Origin of the sequence: Actinoplanes oryzae (assembly GCF_030757795.1) — a bacterium.
Classification (GTDB): Bacteria; Actinomycetota; Actinomycetes; order Mycobacteriales; family Micromonosporaceae; genus Actinoplanes.
Genome location: NZ_JAUQWH010000085.1, coordinates 1 through 16490 on the forward strand (window position 1 = coordinate 1; position 16490 = coordinate 16490).

Consider the following 16490-nt stretch of genomic DNA (forward strand, 5'->3'; position numbering starts at 1 on the left):
CTCCTCCTCCGTCCGGCCCGCCGCTCCGCCGCGCGACCACCGGTGTCCACGGCAGACACTTGAGCAGCAGCCCCGCCGCATGGACCAGGGCACCCGCGACGCCGAGGAAGACCACGCCGCGCCGGGCGATCACCCGACCGGCGAGCAGGCCCGCCACGATCGAGCCCGCGCCCTGGCCGCTGGTCAGCACGCCGACGAAGGCGCTGGGCAGCCCGAGGTCGCGGGTCACGACGGCGTACTGGGGCGCGGTCGCGAGGGCGGAGACGGCGATCGCGACGGCGGCGACGAGGACAGTGATCCGGAGCTCGGGTGACGCGGGAAGCGCCATCTTCTCGCGGCGGCGCGGCGACCGGCCGGGCTCCCGCACGCGGAGGAGGCCGTAGAGGACGGCACCGATCATGGGCAGCGCGGCGCTGAGGGCGGCGACGGCATGACCGCCCTGCCAGGTGTAGAGCGCGGCGCCGGCGAGGGGGGCCACGAGCTTCATGCCCTCCTGCGCGCTGGCGCGCCAGCCGTTGACCGCGCCCAGGTCGCCGGGCGGCACGGCGGCGGGCAACAGGGCGGACTCGGCCGCGTCGAGCAGGACGTAGCTGAGGCCGTACCCGGTGGAGACGACGTAGATCAGCCATGCGTCCGCCGGGGAGCGGACGACGAGGAGCAGGCTGAGCAGGGCCACGAGGAACAGGTTCGCGCCGATCGCCAGCGGGCGGCGGGGCAGCCGGTCGGCCGCCCCGCCGAGCCAGGGGCCGGCGAGCGTGGGCGCGTAGACGCAGAGTCCGGTCAGGCCCGCGAGCGCCGGCGAGCCGGTCAGGTCGAGGATCCAGATGCCGCCGACCAGGGCCATGGCGCTGCTGCCGAAGCCGGACAGCACCGAGACGGCGACGAAGAGGGTGGCGTTGCGAGGCATGGGCGCCATCGTCGGGACTTGAGTCGATCAGGCGCAAGCTGTCAATCGGTCGTTGACAGGGCGGCCTCCACCTTGCGGAGTGCGAGCCGGACGTACCCGGGCAGGCGTCCCGCCCGCAGGTCGTCCACGGCCTGGCCGGCCAGCGAATACAGCCCGCCCGGCGGGGCGTCGAGCGCGGTCGCGACCGTCGCGCGGGCGAGGGCGGCCCGGGGGAAGCGACTCGTCCAGCTCCGGTCGGCGGCGATGGCCCGGTGCAGGTCGGTGACGGCCTGCCGGAGGACGACGATGCTGTGCGCGTACCGCAGGTCGAGGTCGTGGCGGCGGGCCCGCGCGGCGCCGACGAGCCGCTGTCTGCGCTGTTCAGCGGCCTGCCTGCTGGCCAGCCCGAGCGCCGCGGCGACCTGCGCCCAGGTGGCGCCGGCCTGCCGGGCGCGGTCGATCAGCTCCAGCTCGCGCTCGTCGAGCCGGGCCCGGGCGGGGCCGATCTCGGCGAGCTGGTCGAGGTCCGGGATCACCGTGTCAACGTTACGTTGACCTCCTCGCTCGCGACAGGGCGCCGGCCGAGCAGCGTCAGTACGAGCGCGCCGATCACGAAGGCGCCGGCGACGAGGAAGGCCGCCGAGTACCCGTCCCGCAGCGCCCCTTGGCTCTCGGTGACCCGGGCCGCCACCAGGGCCAGGATCGCCACGCCCGCGGCGCCGCCCGCCTGCTGTGCCGTGTTGGCCAGCCCCGAGACGAAGCCGGTGTCCGCCGTGGCGACGCCGCGCATGACCTGCATGATGATCGCGGGGATGACCACGCCGACGCCGAGGCCCATGACGACGAGCGGGGGCAGGACATCGATCGCGTACGTGGCGTCGGCCGGCATCCGGAAGAGCAGCAGCAGCCCCCCGGCCATCAGGGCGAGGCCGGCCGTGAGGACCGTACGCAGCCCGAACCGGGCGGTGACCCGCGGCGCCACGACGAGCGACACCACGCCGATGACGATCGGCGTGGGAAGGAAGGCGAGACCGGTCGTGACCGGGTCCAGGCCGAGGACGCGCTGGAGGTAGAGGGCGTTGACGTACTGGAAGCCCATGCCCGTCCCGAAGATGAGCACGGTGGCGGCGAGGGCGGCCCACAGGCGCCGGCTGCGGAGGACCGACTGCCCGGTACGCACCCCGGCGCCCGCCTCGCGCGGCACGACGCGCACCCCGGCGACCAGGGCGATCGCGCCGATCGGGACGTTGACCAGGAAGATCCAGGGCCAGCCGGCCGCCTCGGTGACCAGGCCGCCGGCGACGAACCCGAGTGCCGCGCCCCCGGCCTGCGTGAAGCTGTAGACCCCCAGCGCCCGCGCCTGGCCGCGCGCCTCGGGATAGAGCCGGACGATCAGCCCGAAGATCACCGCCGAGGCGAGTCCGCCGCCCACGCCCTGCACGAGGCGGCCGGCGACCAGCCAGCCCGCGGCCGGCGCCAGCCCGCACCCCAGGCTGGCCACGGTGAAGATCAGCAGGCCCGCCAGCAGGACGGACCGCGCGCCGACGAGGTCACCGAGCCGCCCGGCGGGCAGCAGCACCACGCCGAAGCCGATCAGGTAGCCGTTGACGACCCACGACAGGGCGGCGTCCGAGAAGCCGAGATCGGCCTGGATGGCGGGCAGGGCGACGGCCACGATCGTGCTGTCCAGCACGATCATCAGCGCGGTCAGGCACAGGACCGCGAGCGCGGCGGTACGACGGGAGGAGACCATGCATCCGACCGTAGCAGATGGTTCGGATGCGGACTATCTATTAGCGGACGGCTTGCCGCGCCCGCCGCACCGCCTTCGGCCCGGCCTCCCGGTTGTCGTCCACCAGCTGCGCCAGTGCCTGCACGAACACCGTGCGCACCTCGTCGGACAGCCCGGCGAGCGCCTCCACGTGCACCCGGTCGACGACCTCCTGGCCCCGCGCGGCCGCCTGCCGCCCCGCCTCGGTGACCGCGATGATCCGGGCCCGGCGATCCGTACGCGACGGCTGCCGGGTGGCGAACCCGCGGCGCTCCAGCTCGTCCACGACGCCGACCATCGTGGTCTTGTCGAGATCGGCCAGCGCGGCGAGCTGGATCTGCGTGCGCTCCTCCTCGAGGGCGTGGACCAGGACGCACTGCATCTTCTCGGTGAGCCCGACCTCGGCCAGCGCGGCGTTGAGCCGATGGGACAGGGCGTGCCCCGCCGAGTTGAGCAGGCCGGTCACGTCGCGGGCGGTGCGCTCGGGTGCGGAACTCATGCCCCCACGGTAACCCTTTGAGCGATCGCTCAAATTATTGCTACGGCACCCCGACCGCCCCTGATGGAAAACGGTGGACCACCGCCCCGGCCCACGAGGTCAAGCCCCTGATTCCTCGGCACGCGGCGAGCGGAGGGATGACGGCCGGCGGGCCCCCGTGTCCTGCCCCGCCCGCCGGCCGCCGATCAGAGCGCCGCGGCCTCCGCCCAGCTCGGCGCCGCGGGCCGGAAGCGGAGCGGCATGCGCGCCTCCTCCGGCGTCCGGTCGCCCTTGCGCTGGTTGCAGCGTCCGCACGCGGCGACGGTGTTCGTCCAGCTGTTGGCCCCGCCCCGCGAGCGCGGCAGGACGTGGTCGATCGTGGAGGCGGCCTTGCCGCAGAAGGCGCAGCGCCGGCCGTCCCGATTGAGCACGCCGCCCCGCGACCACGCCGGGCCGTGACTGTGCCGCCAGCGGGTCACGACATAGCTGACCAGGCGGATGATCGTGGGCACGGGAAAGACGCCGATGCGCTCGTCGGCCCGGGCCTCCTCGACCACGGCGACCTCACGGAACAGCATGCGGATGGCGTGCCGGACGCTGACCCGGTGCAGCGGCCCGGAATCGGCGTTGAGAACGAGGACCACGCTCATGCGGGTCACCTCCCTTGTGCTCGACCCACGCGACGACACGCGCGCAGCACGAAGGGAGGAGCCTTCAGCAGCCCCCGCTGTCGTCCCGGCGAAGCGTCACGGGACAAAAGGTAGGACGCCCGGGGGGATGGATCAACGCATTAACGCGCGGCGGACGGCGTACACCAGCTGGGCGAAGCCCACGACGCCCAGCGTGAGCCAGGCGATCACCGCGACCAGGACGACGCCCCGCTGGAGGTCCGGCGCGACCCAGCCCGCGACGGCCGCGATCACGAGGCCGCTGATGGCGACCGAGACTCGCGTCGGGCGCTCGCCGACGGTGACCAGGCCGATCTCGGTCATGCCGCCGGCGGTCGCGCGGGCCCGCAGGTACTCGTGCAGCCAGCTGATCGCCAGCGCCGCCACGACGAGCGGGCCCGGGACGCCGGCCGCCCAGAAGGCGGCGAGCCAGGCGAGCTCGCCGAGGCGGTCCGCGACGGAGTCGTAGACGTAGCCGAGGCGGGTGACCCGGCCGGTGACCACGGCGGTGGCGCCGTCGAGGGCGTCGGCGAAGGCGGCGAGGAGCACGAGCACGGCGGCCGCGGGCAGCGGCACGAAGGGGACCAGGGCGCAGAGCAGCAGGCCGAGCGTGGTGACGCCGGAGGGGCCGATGCCGAGCCGGCCGGCGAGGCTGCCGCCGCGCCACGCGAGCCGGACCCAGCCGCGGACCACCGGCGACGCCTTGCGCGGGTCGAAACCGCCGTGGAGCGCCGACCAGGCGTCCGCGTACTGAGGCCAGTTCACCGCAGCTTCTGCCAGACCTCACGGGTGGCGGTGGAGCGGTTCATGGTGATGAAGTGCAGCCCCGGCACGCCCTCGTCGAGCAGCAGGCGGCACATCTCGGCGCACAGCTCCAGGCCCAGCTCCCGGACGGCGGCGGGGTCGTCCGCGATCCGTTCGAAGCGCGCCAGCAGGGCCGGCGGGAAGGGCGCCCCGGACAGCTGGGCCGCCCGCTCGATCGTGCCCATCCGCAGCACCGGCATCACGCCCGGCACGATGGGGGTGTCGCAGCCGGCCGCGGCCACCCGGTCCCGCAGCCGCAGATAGTCGCCGGCCTCGAAGAACATTTGCGTGATGGCGAAGTCGGCGCCCGCCCGGCACTTGCGGACGAAGTTGCGGGTGTCGCTGTCGACGTCGCCCGAGCGGGGATGCTTGTACGGGAACGCGGCCACCCCCACGCTGAAGTCCCCCGACTCCTTGAGCAGCCGGACGAGCTCCTCGGCGTAGCGCACTCCCTCGGGATGCCGCACCCACTCGCCCGTGGGGTCGCCGGGCGGGTCGCCCCGGACGGCGAGCACGTTGCGGATGCCCGCGCCCGCCAGCCGCCCGATCACGTGGCGCAGCTCGACGACGGAGTGGCCGACCGCGGTCAGGTGGGCCATGGGCAGCAGCGTCGTCTCGGTCGCCACGCGCTCGGTCACGTCGACGGTGGTGTCGCGGGTGCTGCCCCCGGCGCCGTACGTGATGGAGACGAAGTCGGGGCGCAGCGGCTCGAGCTCGCGGATGGTCTGCCAGAGCAGCTGCTCGGCCTCGGGCGTCTTCGGCGGCATGAACTCGAACGAGAACGTCGGCCCCGGCTCCTGGAGGAGGTCACCGATCGCCGGTGTCGCCGGAAGCCGGGAGGGGAGACCGAGAGCCACGCGCCCACCCTACCGGCTGCGGGTCGAGCCCGGCTCGACCCGCTAGGTTGGGCTGGTGACTCCCCTGCTGGACCGTGCGGGCCTGCGCCCCCGTGTCGACAAGGCCCTGTCCGCTTTTCTCGCCGGGCAGCGCACCCGGCTGCTGGCGATCGACGACGACCTGGCCGACGTGGCGGACGCGCTCGAGGCCTTCGTGCTGGGGGGCGGCAAGCGGCTGCGGCCCGCGTTCGCGTACTGGGGCTTCCGCGGGGCCGGCGGCGTGGACAGCGACCAGGTGGTGGCCGCGGTGTCCGCGCTGGAGCTGGTCCAGGCCGCCGCGCTCATCCACGACGACCTGATGGACCGCTCGGACACCCGCCGCGGCGAGCCGTCGGTGCACAAGCGGTTCGCCGCCCGGCACGCCACGGCGGCCTGGCTGGGCGACGCGGAGGCGTTCGGGGACAAGGCCGCGGTGCTGCTCGGCGACCTGGCGCTGGTCTGGTCGGACGAGCTGCTGCAGGCCGCGGGCGTGGACCTGGAGGCGCTGGTCCGGGCGCGGCCGGTGTTCGACGAGATGCGCACCGAGGTGACCGTCGGTCAGTACCTCGACGTGCTCAGCCCGGTCACCGGCGACATGACCGCCGCGCGGGCGAGCAAGGTGGCCCGCTACAAGTCGGCGAAGTACACGGTCGAGCGCCCGCTGCTGCTGGGGGCCGCGCTCGCCGGCGCGCCCCGGGCCGTCGCCGAGGCCTATTCCGGGTACGGTCTGCCGCTCGGCGAGGCGTTCCAGCTCCGCGACGACGTGCTGGGCGTCTTCGGCGACCCCGGGGTGACCGGCAAGCCGGCGGGCGACGACCTGCGCGAGGGCAAGCGGACCTACCTGATCGCGAGCGCCTACGAGACGGCGGGCCCCGCGGAGCGCGCCGAGCTGGAGGCCGGCCTGGGCAGTCCCGCCCCGGACGTCGCCCGGCTGCGCGAGATCATCACCGGCACCGGTGCCCTCGACCGCACCGAGTCACGGATCGCGGCGCTGACCGCCGCCGGGCTCGCCGCGCTCGGCGCCGTCGAGCTGGACGCCGAGGCCCGGACCGTCCTGGTCGCCCTGGCGGACGCCGCGACGCGCCGCCAGGTATGACAGCACCCTGCTGCCCTCTCCCGCGCGGGGCGTGCGCTGTACGCCCCGGCGCCCGAGCCACACCCACGTCGAGAGCGTGAGCAGGATCATCGCGAACCCGAAGAACAGGTCTTCGACCGGCGCGTACGCGATCCGCAGCCCGACGATCGCGTCCGGGTCGTAGATCACGATGCGCCGGCCGGTCAGGATGCCGTTGGACAGCAGCTGGAAGACGATGATGATCGGGTAGGTCGCCCAGAAGACGGCCCTCCTGACCAGCGCGGTCCGCAGGACGAAGAGGTCCACGAGGATCGCCGCGGGCACCCCGATCAGGACCGCCGCCGTGTACGTCACTCGTCGTCGCCCTTGCCGAGGGACGCCCGGACCGCCTCGAAGCCCAGCACCGCGCAGATCGGGACGACCAGGAAGAAGAGCACCTCGTCGAGGGGCAGGCCGCCCGGGAACAGCACGCCGGTGGTCTGCTCCGGGTCGAAGGTCCAGTGCCCCGCCGCGATGGCGCCCAGGTCCCACAGCACGAAGACCACGACCACCGGGACGAGCGTCAGCAGCAGCCGCCGCCACCGCCGGAACACGTTGACCTTGAAGATCGGCTCCAGCCACACCGCGCAGACGAGGCAGCCGGCGAGCACGAGAAGGTACGAGAAGTGGCGCACTCAGAAGCCGAGCGCCTGCGCGCGCCGCTTGACCTCGCGCGCCCGGTCGCCGCCCAGGGCCACGGCGCCGCACCCGTCCAGGGTCTCGTCGGGCTCGTAGAGCCACCCGAGGGCCTCTTCGTCGTTGTACCCGGCGTCGTGGAGCAACGTGAGGACGCCGGGGAGGTGCTTGAGCACGGTGCTGTTGGCCACCAGCTCGGCGGGCACCACCCGGATGCCGTCGCGCTTGACGGCCAGCAGGTGGCCGTCGCGGATCATCTGGTGCACCTTGCTGATCGACACCTCGAGGCGCTCTGCCACGTCCGGCAGATTGACCCACTCGGCAGGGCCCTTGGTCACGGAATCGGTCACCCGACCAGCGTGCCACGCCCCTTGCTCCCGGTGACAACCGAGTTCCCCTTTCGCAGTCCGGCAGACAGGAGAGTCGCGATGACCTTGTGGCGGAAGACCCGCACGGAGATGGCCGGCGCGTGGCGCTCCCTGCAGTACGACATGAACCGCCCCGACCCGGCGGCCGGTCTGCCCGCCCGGCACGCCGTGCGCGAGGAGGTGACCTCCACCGGGCTGAGCACGTTCGGCGGCGTCACCGGGCTGCGGACCGCGCCGGCGCACGAGCACGCGCGGCGCCGGCTGCTGACGGTGACCGCGATCGGCACGCTGGCGGTCGCCGGGGCCGGGGGCAGCTACGTCGCCGTGTCGAACGGGATCGGCGCGCTGGGCGGGGACGAGCCGGGCGCCGAGCCCTACCCGCTGGCGGCGGCCGCTCCGGGCGCGGTGCACTCGAACCAGGGGATCGGCCACGGGTCGGCGCCGGAGCTGCCCGCCGTCTCGGCGGAGCCGGGCGCCACGCTGGTGCAGGAGCCGCTCGCCGACGCGATCCAGGTGATCCCCACCACAGCGGCCACCACCGCGCTGCCCGGGCGGACCACGCGCGCCGCCGCCCCGCCGCGCACCCGTCCCACCAAGGTGGAGGGGGCCGTCACGCCGCCCGCCGGGCCGACGCCGTGCGACTGTCTGACCCCGCCCGTGCCGACGCCCACCGCGGCGCCGACCCACCAGCCGGTCACGCCGCCGGAGCCGACGCCCACCGAGTCCACGAGCGACACGGAGTCGCCCACCGCGGAGCCGACGGACGATCCTTCCTCCGCCGAGCCCGACGAGGCCGGGGACGGGCGGCACGACGGTCGCCGGGCACGACACGCACGCCGGGACTGATCCGATATTTCGCGACATAGCCGCCCGCGACGCGCCGGCGTCGCGGGCAATTCACGCAATTCTGCCCTGGTTGCCATACCCGTTCGGTCTCAGCTGTGACATCCTGGTCCGCCACTCAGCGAAGGGCACATACACTTCACGCCGATGGACACGACAGTCGCCGACGCGTTGATCGGCACGACGATTGACGGGCGCTACCGGATCACCGGGCGCGTCGCCCGTGGTGGCATGGCGACCGTTTACACCGCCGTGGACGACCGCCTCGAGCGCACCGTCGCCCTGAAGATCATCCACCCGTCGCAGGCGACGAACGTGCACTTCGTCGACCGCTTCACCGACGAGGCCAAGACGATCGCCCGGCTGACCCACCCCAACGTGGTCGCCGTCTACGACCAGGGCCGCCACCAGGGCCTGCCCTACCTCGTCATGGAGTATGTCCAGGGCCGCACCCTGCGCGACCTGCTCACCCAGCGCCGCCGGCTCAATCCGGTCGAGGCACTGGCCATCCTGGAGCAGATGCTCTCGGCGATCGCCGCCGCCCACCGCGCCGGCCTGGTCCACCGCGACGTCAAGCCGGAGAACGTCCTGGTCGCCGAGGCGCCCAGCGGCGGCCTGGCCAACCTGGTCGACAGCGTCGTCAAGGTCGCCGACTTCGGGCTGGCCCGCGCGGTCGAGGCGAGCTCCTCCGACGACTCCGGCCAGCTGATGGCCACCGTCGCCTACGTGGCACCCGAGCTGGTCACCGACGGGCACGCCGACGCGCGCACCGACGTCTACTCGGCCGGCATCGTGCTCTTCGAGATGCTCACCGGGCGCGTGCCCTACGACGGCGGCGAGCCCGTCGACATCGCCTGGCGCCACGTCGACAACGACGTGCCCGCGCCCTCCAGCATCGTCCGGGGCCTGCCCACCGCGCTCGACGACCTGGTCGCCCGGGCCACCCGCCGCGACCCCGGCGCCCGCCCCACCGACGCCGGGGCGCTGCTCGCCGAGGTGCAGGTCGTCCGGGACGACCTCGGCGCGGCCAACGTCGAGACCGCCCTGCTGCGCCAGGTGCCCCCGCGCCCGCCGGCGGCCGACGCCACGGCGCTGGTCCCGCAGGTCACCTCGGTCATCCCGCCGGTCGGCGGCGACCGGCCCTCCTGGGCCCGCCTGCCCGACCAGGGCCGCCGGGCGGCCGGGGCCCGGCGCTACGCCGAGCCGGAGCCACCCGAGCCCACCGGCCGCTTCGGCGACCGGCGCCGGATCCTGCTCATCGCGGCGATCACGGCGATGGTGCTCACGATCGCCGGCAGCACGTGGTGGCTGACCGCCGGGCGCTTCACCAAGGCCCCGCAGCTGGTCAACGCGACCCAGACGCTGGCCGAGCAGACCGCCCGGGCGCAGGGCTTCGGCGTGGTCATCGGGCAGGGCCGCTACAGCGAGGACGTGCCCAAGGACGTCGTCCTCGAGCAGCAGCCGCCCGCCGAGGAGCGCATCGCCAAGGGCGGCACGATCACGCTGGTCCTCTCGCTGGGCCCGGAGCGCTACCCCGTGCCGGACGTGATCGAGAAGGAAAAGGCCCTGGCCAAGGGCGACATCGAGGGTGCCAAGCTGGTCTACAAGGAGGGCACCCCGAAATACAGCGACGACGTGGCCGAGGGCGCCGTCATCTCCACCGACCCCAAGGCGGGCACGGAGGCCAAGCCGGGCGACACGGTCACCGTCGTGCTCAGCAAGGGCAAGGCGCCGATCAGCGTGCCGGACGTCAAGGGCAAGAACATCAACGACGCCCGCGCCGAGCTCCAGGGCCAGGGCCTGCAGGTGGTCGAGCAGGTCAAGGACAGCGACGAGCCGGCCGGCACCGTGCTGGGCCAGACGCCCGCCCCGGGCACCGGCGTCGAGAAGGACACCGAGATCAAGCTCGAGGTCAGCAAGGGCCCGCCGTTCGTCACCGTGCCGGAGCTCACCGGGCAGAACTGCCAGCAGGCCGCGCAGACGCTGCAGGGCATGAACCTGCGGGTGCGCATCCAGTTCAACCAGAACGGCAACGTGTTCCAGCAGAACCCGGGCGGCAACAGCCAGGTGGCGCCCCAGACCGAGGTCGTGCTGAATTGTCTGTGAGCCGGCCGATCGGGTCCCACACCAGAACGTCCGGGGGCCTGGCCAAGGCGGCGCTGCCGTACGCGGACGCCGCCGGCTCGGAGGCGGTGCAGGTCTACGTCTCCAACTCGCGCGGCTGGGCGCTGCCGCCGGGCGACCCGAAGCAGGACGTGCTGTTCCGCGACGGGTGCGGCGAGCGGGGCCTGCCCGCCTACATCCACGCGTCGCTGCTGGTGAACCTCGGCTCCCCCACCGAGCTGACCGTGACGCGCTCGGTGGAGACCCTGGAGCACGCGCTGCGCCGCGGCAAGGCGATCGGGGCGACCGCGGTGGTCTATCACGCGGGCAGCTCGGTGGACCCGGCGCACGACGACAAGGCGATGCACCAGCTCCGCGAGGCGCTGCTCCCGCTGCTCGACGTGGCCGCCGGCGAAGGGCTGCCGAAGCTGCTCGTCGAGCCGAGCGCGGGCGGTGGGCGGAGCTTGGCGTCGAAGGTCGAGGATCTGGGCCCGTACCTGGCGGCGGTCGAGAACCACCCGTGGATGGGCGTCTGCTTCGACACGTGCCACGCGTGGGCGGCGGGGCACGATCTGGCGGCGCCGGGCGGCATGACGGCCACGCTCGACTCGCTGGTCGCCACGGTCGGCCGGGACAGGCTCATGCTGATCCACGCCAACGACTCCAAGGACGCCTGCGGCTCGACCCGCGACCGGCACGAGACCATCGGCGCCGGCACGATCGGCGCGGCGGCCTTCGCGGAGCTGATGGCCCACCCGGCCACGCACGGCATCCCGATCATCGTCGAGACGCCGACCAAGGAGCACGAGGGCCACGCCGCCGACATCGCCCTGCTCAAGGGCCTGCGGGGCTAACCGCTGCCCTTCACCTCGAGCGTCGTCCCCAGGACGATCCTCCCGGGTCGCTCTCCCCCGAGAAGACGCTCGGCCTGCTCGACGGCCAGTTCGCCCATCCGGCGCTTGTCGATGGCGACGCTGGTCAGCGGGGGGTCGAGCAGCTCGCCGATGGTCAGCCCGTCGAAGCCCACGAACGCGCAGTCGTCCGGGACGCGCATTCCCAGGCGGCGGGCGGCACGGTGGGCGCCGATCGCGATCACGTCGTTGTAGGCGAGCACCGCGGTGACGTCCGGGTGCGCCGCGCGCAACCGCTCGAAGGCCGCCCCGCCGTCGGGGTCCACCGACTCGGTGTCGACGACCCAGCTTCCGTCGACCGGCAGGCCGTGCTCGTCCGCGAAGGCGAGGAACGGCTCGCGCCGGCCCCACGGCTGCGGCAGGTCGAGCATGCCGATCCGCCGGTGCCCGCGGTCGAGCAGGTGCCGCAGCGCCTGCCGGACGCCGCCCTCGGCGTCCACGTCGATGTCGGCGCCGGCGCGGCCGATGACCACCAGCGGGACGCCGTCCTCGGGCGCCGGGCCCATCAGATAGCCGATCAGGACGTCCACCTGGTTGGCGAGCGAGGCGACGGTGGCCGCCTCGCGCCGCTCGTCGTTCTCGCTGCTCGCGACGACGACCTGCCAGCCCCGCTCGTCCGCGGCGGCCAGCACCCCGGCGATCAGCTCGGGGAAGAACGGGTTCACGACCTCGCGCACGAGCAGCCCGACCGTGACCGTGCCGGAGCTCACCAGCCCGCGTGCGAAGCGGCTCGGCCGGTAGCGCAGCTCGCGCGCGACCTCGAGCACCCGCCGCCGCGTCTCGGGGTCGATCTCGCCCTTGTCGTTGATCGCCCGCGAGACGGTCTGGTGCGAGACGCCGGCCGCCTTGGCGACGTCCTTCAGCGTGACCTGCCGTTTCTCCACGATGTGCGCAGCCTATCGCGCATGCCTTGACCTTTCCCCGGGAGGGCCGTTAGCGTTCACGTTAACGTTAACGGCTCGCCCGAGGAGAAGCCATGGAACCAGTCGCATGGATGACGGCGACCCGCCGGAGCCGGCGGGAGAACGAGTCGGCGCTGCCCCGCGCCCCGATCCGTCAGGACCGCAAGCGGTGGCCCTTCACGAGATCGGGACCTGCATCTCGGTGACCCACTTGTCGAACTCGCCGGGCGGGCAGTCGAGATAGACCTCGCGGGCGAAGCCGGGCTCGACCGCCCGGTGGCCGTTGTCGTCGATCCAGGTGGCGATCTTCTGCCCGGTCCGGAAGGCCTCCGACATCGGCCCGTGGTGCAGCGCGGTCGCCGCCTGCTCGATCGGCGGCAGCGTGACGACGTCGAAGCCGGCGTCCGGGCTCACCTCGGCCGCCCCGATCGGGAAGGCCGCGTACGCGGTGATGGTCTCGTCGCCCGGCCCGGCCGGCGCCGGCTCGTACCAGGCGAGCGGTGCACCGGTCATCGCCACCCCGTGCTGCTCCATCAGCTCCATCAGGCGCGGATAGAGGGGCGTCAGATTCTCCGTGATCGACGTCGGGTGGTCGTAGCCCGCCGCGGTGGCGGACAGCTGCGCCACCCGCAGCGGCGGGATGCTCTTCAGCACGACATCTCCGGTGTCCATGTGGCCCTCACTCTCGATCATGCGGAGCCGCGCGTCGACCTGGGCCAGGCGTGCGGTGTCCTGCCGCATCCGCGCGGCCAGCTCGGCCCGGCGCAGACGCAGCATCCCCCGTAGCTCGGCCACGTCCACCTTCTCGTCGAGCAGCACCTGAACCTGCTGGAGCGTGAACCCCAGATCCTTCAGCGCGGTCACCCGGTTGAGCGTCCGCAGCTGCGCGGCGCTGTAATACCGGTAACCGCTGTGCGGCTCGACATGGGCAGGACGCAGCAGGCCGATGGCGTCGTAGTGGCGCAGCATGCGCACCGACACCCGGCCCAGGCCGGCGAACTCTCCGATACTGAACATGGTCCACTCAGCCTGGGCCCTGACACGGTGTCAGAGTCAACAGCTCAGCGCGGCTCGAGTGCGTACGTGAAGACGTAGTGGTGCTCGGCGCCCCGGTTGTCGATCTCGAAGGTGCCGGTCAACCCGAGCAGCTCGTCCGTCCCCGAGTCGGGCACCACGGTCACCGTCAGCGTGGCGGCGCCGCGGTCGAGGACGCCCGAGTGCTGGAGGACGAAGGTGCCGCTGCGGCCGTGGAGCGTACCCGTGATGTGGTCGAGGGCGACGTAGCCGGCCGAGCCGTCGATCGGCGTGCCCACCGACAGCATCTGCGCGCGCCCGAAGCCGACCAGGTCGCCCTGGATGACCTTCTCGACGCGCATCCGGCCGAGCGTGTCGTCGTCGCTGGACAGCGGCTCGATCGTCGTGGTGAACGTGCCGGTGGCGCGGGTTGTCATGCGATCAGCATCTCAAGAAAGCGGTCGTCTCCGTCCCGGCATCCGCCGAAGCGGTCGTCTTCGTCCCCGGCATCCGCCGAAGCGGTCGTCTCTGTCCCCGGCATCCGCCGAAGCGGTCGTCTCCGTCCCGGCGCCCGCCGAAGCGGTCAGGAGAGCAGGTCACGCAGGACCGTGATCGCCTGATCCACCCCGTCGTCGTCCACGTCCAGGTGGGTGATGACCCGGGCCGTCCGGGGGGCCATGGCCACGATGCGGATGCCGCGCTCCCCCGCGGCCCGGACCAGCTCCGGGGCGTCGAAGCGGGTCTTCGCCGTGTCGATCAGCACGATGTTGGTGCGGACCTCGGCCGCGGTCACCACGCCGAGCGGCTCGAGGGCCTCGGCCAGGCGGCGGGCGCGGGCGTGGTCCTCGGCGAGCCGCTTGACGTGGTTGTCGAGGGCATAGCGGCCGGCCGCGGCGAGGATGCCCACCTGGCGCATGCCGCCGCCCAGGCGCTTGCGGATCGTCCGGGCGCGGGCGATGCGCTCCCGCGAGCCGATCACCAGCGAGCCGGCCGGGGCGCCGAGGCCCTTGGAGAGACAGACCGACAGGGTGTCGAACAGCTGCCCGTACGTGAACAGCGGCACCTGGTCGGCGACGTGCGCGTGCCAGATGCGCGCGCCGTCGCAGTGCAGGGCCACGCCGGCTTGGATCTTCACCTCGTTGAGCCGGTGCAGCGTGGCGAGCGGGATGATCGTGCCGCCGCCGCGGTTGTGCGTCTGCTCGACGGCGACGGCCCGGGTCGGCACGGAGGGATAGCCGGCCGGGGCGATCATCTCCAGGATGCCCGCCGGGTCGACGGCGGCGCCGACGGCCGGCCAGGTGCGGGTGGAGATGCCCCCGTACGCCGCCGCGGCCCCCACCTCGTAGTTCACGACGTGGGCGTCGGACCCCGCCAGCAGCTCCTCGCCCGGCGCCACGAGCAGCTGCAGGGCGATCTGGTTCGCCATGGTGCCGGACGGGCAGAACAGCGCGGCCTCGTGCCCGAAGAGCCGGGCGACATGCGCCTCGAGCGCGTTGACGGTCGGGTCGTCGCCGAAGACGTCGTCGCCCACCTCGGCGGACGCCATCGCCTCCCGCATGGCCGCCGTGGGCCGGGTGACCGTGTCCGAACGCAGATCAACCACGAAGCATCTCCGCCACGAGGAACGCCAGCTCGAGGCTCTGCTGGGTGTTGAGGCGGGGGTCGCACGCGGTCTCGTAGCGGTCCGGCAGGTCGAGGTCCTCGATGCCCTGCGCGCCGCCCAGGCACTCGGTGACGTCCTCGCCGGTCAGCTCGACGTGGATGCCGCCCGGGTGGGTGCCCAGCCCGCGGTGCACCTCGAAGTAGCCGAGCACCTCGTCCACGATCCGGTCGAAGTGCCGGGTCTTGTAGCCGTTGGACGACTCGTGCGTGTTGCCGTGCATCGGATCGCACTGCCAGACGACCTTGGCGCCGGCGGCGTGCACCTTCTCCACGATGGGCGGCAGGGCGTCGCGCACCTTGCCGTTGCCCATCCGACTGATCAGCGTGAGGCGGCCGGGGATGTTCTCCGGGTTCAGCTTCTCGCACAGCTCGATCGCGGTCTCCGGCGACGTGCCGGGGCCGAGCTTGACGCCGATCGGGTTGGCGATGCGGCTGATGAAGTCGATGTGCGCGTGGTCCAGCTGCCGGGTGCGCTCGCCGATCCAGAGGAAGTGACCGCTCAGCCCGTACGCCCGGCCGTCCGACACCCGGGTCAGCGCCCGGTCGTACTCCAGCGCCAGCGCCTCGTGCGAGCAGTAGAGGCTGACCGTGCGCAGGGCCTCGTCGTCGGTCATGCCGCAGGCGCGGATGAAGTCGAGCGCGCGGTCGATCTCGCGGGCGACGGCCTCGTAGCGCTCGCCGGCCCGCGACGACCGGACGAAGTCCTTGTTCCAGGTGTGCAGGCTGGCCAGGTCGGCGAGGCCGCCCGAGAGGTACGCGCGCAGCATGTTCATCGCGGCGGCGCTGTTCGCGTACGCCCGGATCATGCGCTGCGGGTCGGCGACGCGCGCCGCCTCGGTGGCCTCCAGCGAGTTGATCAGGTCGCCCCGGTAGGCCGGCAGCCCGAGCGAGTCGGTGGCCGACGAGCGCGGCTTGGTGTACTGCCCGGCGACGCGGGCCACCTTGACCACGGGCATCGAGGCCCCGTACGTGAGCACGACCGCCATCTGCAGCAGCGTGCGCGCGTTGGCGAGCAGGTGGCTCTCGGTGTTGCCGTCGAAGGTCTCGGCGCAGTCGCCGCCCTGCAGCAGGAAGGCGCGGCCCTCGCACACCTCGGCGAGCTTGTGCCGCAGCTGGTCGACCTCGTAGGGCGCCACGATCGACGGCACGTTGCCCAGGATCTTGCAGACGTCGGCGACCTCGGCCATGTCCTGCCACGGGGGCATCTGCACCCGGGGCAGCTCACGCCATCGGTCCAGGCCGAGCGCGGCGTCCTCGGCCGAGTCGGTGGACGGGCGGGAGGTCTGCAGGGCCGTCGCCCCGAGGCCGGGATGACTGAGCTGATGCCACTCACGGTGCATGACGTAGAGCCTATCCAGTGACGGAAAAGGGGCGCCGGGTGACCACCCGGCGCCCCGTCATGTGGAATTCGTCTTCAGTCGTGTTCGGGTGGTGGTGGGGCGGTTGGACGGGGGG

General features: G+C 73.1%; 19 protein-coding genes. 4 read left to right on the forward strand and 15 right to left on the reverse strand.

Annotated elements, in window-relative coordinates; translation table 11 throughout:
- From RBH18_RS25285 to metF, 7 genes are all read right to left on the reverse strand, one after another.
- Positions 1-907: MFS transporter (locus tag RBH18_RS25285; RefSeq protein ID WP_306212049.1), on the reverse strand; the 907-nt coding region annotated here is incomplete at its 3' end.
- Positions 908-948: 41 nt separating this feature from the next.
- On the reverse strand, positions 949-1422 hold the full coding sequence (locus tag RBH18_RS25290; protein ID WP_306212050.1) for a hypothetical protein: 474 nt from the start codon (positions 1420-1422) through the stop codon (positions 949-951).
- Entirely contained in the window at positions 1419-2639 is a 1221-nt protein-coding gene (locus RBH18_RS25295; RefSeq protein WP_306212052.1) for an MFS transporter, read from the reverse strand. Before RBH18_RS25295 ends, RBH18_RS25290 begins: the two co-directional genes overlap by 4 nt.
- A gap of 40 nt (positions 2640-2679) precedes the next feature.
- Positions 2680-3156, reverse strand: coding sequence for a MarR family winged helix-turn-helix transcriptional regulator (locus RBH18_RS25300; RefSeq protein ID WP_306212055.1), 477 nt, complete (start codon positions 3154-3156; stop codon positions 2680-2682).
- Between the two features lie 185 nt (positions 3157-3341).
- Positions 3342-3785 (reverse strand): HNH endonuclease, encoded by a 444-nt coding sequence (locus RBH18_RS25305; protein ID WP_306212057.1) that lies wholly within the window; start codon positions 3783-3785, stop codon positions 3342-3344.
- Between the two features lie 132 nt (positions 3786-3917).
- Positions 3918-4583: a CDP-alcohol phosphatidyltransferase family protein gene (locus RBH18_RS25310; protein WP_372338983.1), complete on the reverse strand. Its 666-nt coding sequence runs from the start codon at positions 4581-4583 to the stop codon at positions 3918-3920.
- Entirely contained in the window at positions 4565-5464 is a 900-nt protein-coding gene (gene metF / locus RBH18_RS25315) for a methylenetetrahydrofolate reductase [NAD(P)H] (protein ID WP_306212061.1), read from the reverse strand. The genes RBH18_RS25310 and metF overlap by 19 nt, the downstream gene beginning before the upstream one ends.
- A gap of 67 nt (positions 5465-5531) precedes the next feature.
- Between metF and RBH18_RS25320 the strand changes: the two genes are divergently transcribed.
- A complete protein-coding gene (locus RBH18_RS25320) occupies positions 5532-6578 on the forward strand; it encodes a polyprenyl synthetase family protein (protein ID WP_306212125.1) in 1047 nt (348 codons plus the stop codon).
- Here RBH18_RS25320 and RBH18_RS25325 read toward each other — a convergent pair.
- The 3 genes from RBH18_RS25325 to RBH18_RS25335 are packed head-to-tail and all read right to left on the reverse strand — an operon-like array spanning position 6459 to position 7582.
- Positions 6459-6911, reverse strand: coding sequence for a lycopene cyclase domain-containing protein (locus tag RBH18_RS25325; protein ID WP_306212062.1), 453 nt, complete (start codon positions 6909-6911; stop codon positions 6459-6461). The two genes, RBH18_RS25320 and RBH18_RS25325, sit on opposite strands and share 120 nt — an antisense overlap.
- On the reverse strand, positions 6908-7231 hold the full coding sequence (locus tag RBH18_RS25330) for a lycopene cyclase domain-containing protein (RefSeq protein ID WP_306212064.1): 324 nt from the start codon (positions 7229-7231) through the stop codon (positions 6908-6910). The genes RBH18_RS25325 and RBH18_RS25330 overlap by 4 nt, the downstream gene beginning before the upstream one ends.
- Positions 7232-7582: an Rv2175c family DNA-binding protein gene (locus RBH18_RS25335; protein ID WP_306212066.1), complete on the reverse strand. Its 351-nt coding sequence runs from the start codon at positions 7580-7582 to the stop codon at positions 7232-7234.
- Positions 7583-7660: 78 nt separating this feature from the next.
- Here RBH18_RS25335 and RBH18_RS25340 point away from each other — a divergent pair, with 78 nt between their 5' ends.
- The 3 genes from RBH18_RS25340 to RBH18_RS25350 all read left to right on the forward strand — a co-directional run bounded on the left by RBH18_RS25340 (position 7661) and on the right by RBH18_RS25350 (position 11400).
- Positions 7661-8446, forward strand: a complete 786-nt coding sequence (locus RBH18_RS25340) for a hypothetical protein (RefSeq protein ID WP_306212068.1) — start codon at positions 7661-7663, stop codon at positions 8444-8446.
- 144 nt (positions 8447-8590) lie between these two features.
- The gene (pknB, locus tag RBH18_RS25345) at positions 8591-10549 is read left to right on the forward strand and encodes a Stk1 family PASTA domain-containing Ser/Thr kinase (RefSeq protein ID WP_306212070.1); all 1959 of its coding nucleotides are present in this window, start codon (positions 8591-8593) and stop codon (positions 10547-10549) included.
- Positions 10540-11400: a deoxyribonuclease IV gene (locus tag RBH18_RS25350; protein ID WP_306212072.1), complete on the forward strand. Its 861-nt coding sequence runs from the start codon at positions 10540-10542 to the stop codon at positions 11398-11400. The genes pknB and RBH18_RS25350 overlap by 10 nt, the downstream gene beginning before the upstream one ends.
- On the opposite strand, the gene RBH18_RS25355 is transcribed toward RBH18_RS25350, so the two are convergent.
- The 5 genes from RBH18_RS25355 to RBH18_RS25375 all read right to left on the reverse strand — a co-directional run bounded on the left by RBH18_RS25355 (position 11397) and on the right by RBH18_RS25375 (position 16375).
- Positions 11397-12341, reverse strand: coding sequence for a LacI family DNA-binding transcriptional regulator (locus RBH18_RS25355; RefSeq protein WP_306212074.1), 945 nt, complete (start codon positions 12339-12341; stop codon positions 11397-11399). The two genes, RBH18_RS25350 and RBH18_RS25355, sit on opposite strands and share 4 nt — an antisense overlap.
- A 195-nt stretch (positions 12342-12536) precedes the next feature.
- On the reverse strand, positions 12537-13376 hold the full coding sequence (locus RBH18_RS25360) for a MerR family transcriptional regulator (protein WP_306212076.1): 840 nt from the start codon (positions 13374-13376) through the stop codon (positions 12537-12539).
- A 44-nt stretch (positions 13377-13420) separates the two neighbouring features.
- The gene (locus RBH18_RS25365; RefSeq protein ID WP_306212077.1) at positions 13421-13810 is read right to left on the reverse strand and encodes a DUF3224 domain-containing protein; all 390 of its coding nucleotides are present in this window, start codon (positions 13808-13810) and stop codon (positions 13421-13423) included.
- A 146-nt stretch (positions 13811-13956) separates the two neighbouring features.
- Positions 13957-14976: a threonine aldolase family protein gene (locus tag RBH18_RS25370; protein WP_306212079.1), complete on the reverse strand. Its 1020-nt coding sequence runs from the start codon at positions 14974-14976 to the stop codon at positions 13957-13959.
- Positions 14969-16375, reverse strand: coding sequence for a class II 3-deoxy-7-phosphoheptulonate synthase (locus RBH18_RS25375; protein WP_306212081.1), 1407 nt, complete (start codon positions 16373-16375; stop codon positions 14969-14971). The genes RBH18_RS25370 and RBH18_RS25375 overlap by 8 nt, the downstream gene beginning before the upstream one ends.
- Positions 16376-16490 lie beyond the last annotated feature (115 nt).

What these genes read in the sequence shown, in the direction of transcription:
- RBH18_RS25295 (WP_306212052.1), bottom strand. Translation starts at nt 2,639, where the DNA reads ATGGTCTCCTCCCGTCGTACCGCCGCGCTCGCGGTCCTGTGCCTGACC.
- RBH18_RS25300 (WP_306212055.1), bottom strand. Translation starts at nt 3,156, where the DNA reads ATGAGTTCCGCACCCGAGCGCACCGCCCGCGACGTGACCGGCCTGCTC.
- RBH18_RS25305 (WP_306212057.1), bottom strand. Translation starts at nt 3,785, where the DNA reads ATGAGCGTGGTCCTCGTTCTCAACGCCGATTCCGGGCCGCTGCACCGG.
- RBH18_RS25340 (WP_306212068.1), top strand. Translation starts at nt 7,661, where the DNA reads ATGACCTTGTGGCGGAAGACCCGCACGGAGATGGCCGGCGCGTGGCGC.
- pknB (WP_306212070.1), top strand. Translation starts at nt 8,591, where the DNA reads ATGGACACGACAGTCGCCGACGCGTTGATCGGCACGACGATTGACGGG.
- RBH18_RS25360 (WP_306212076.1), bottom strand. Translation starts at nt 13,376, where the DNA reads ATGTTCAGTATCGGAGAGTTCGCCGGCCTGGGCCGGGTGTCGGTGCGC.
- RBH18_RS25365 (WP_306212077.1), bottom strand. Translation starts at nt 13,810, where the DNA reads ATGACAACCCGCGCCACCGGCACGTTCACCACGACGATCGAGCCGCTG.
- RBH18_RS25375 (WP_306212081.1), bottom strand. Translation starts at nt 16,375, where the DNA reads ATGCACCGTGAGTGGCATCAGCTCAGTCATCCCGGCCTCGGGGCGACG.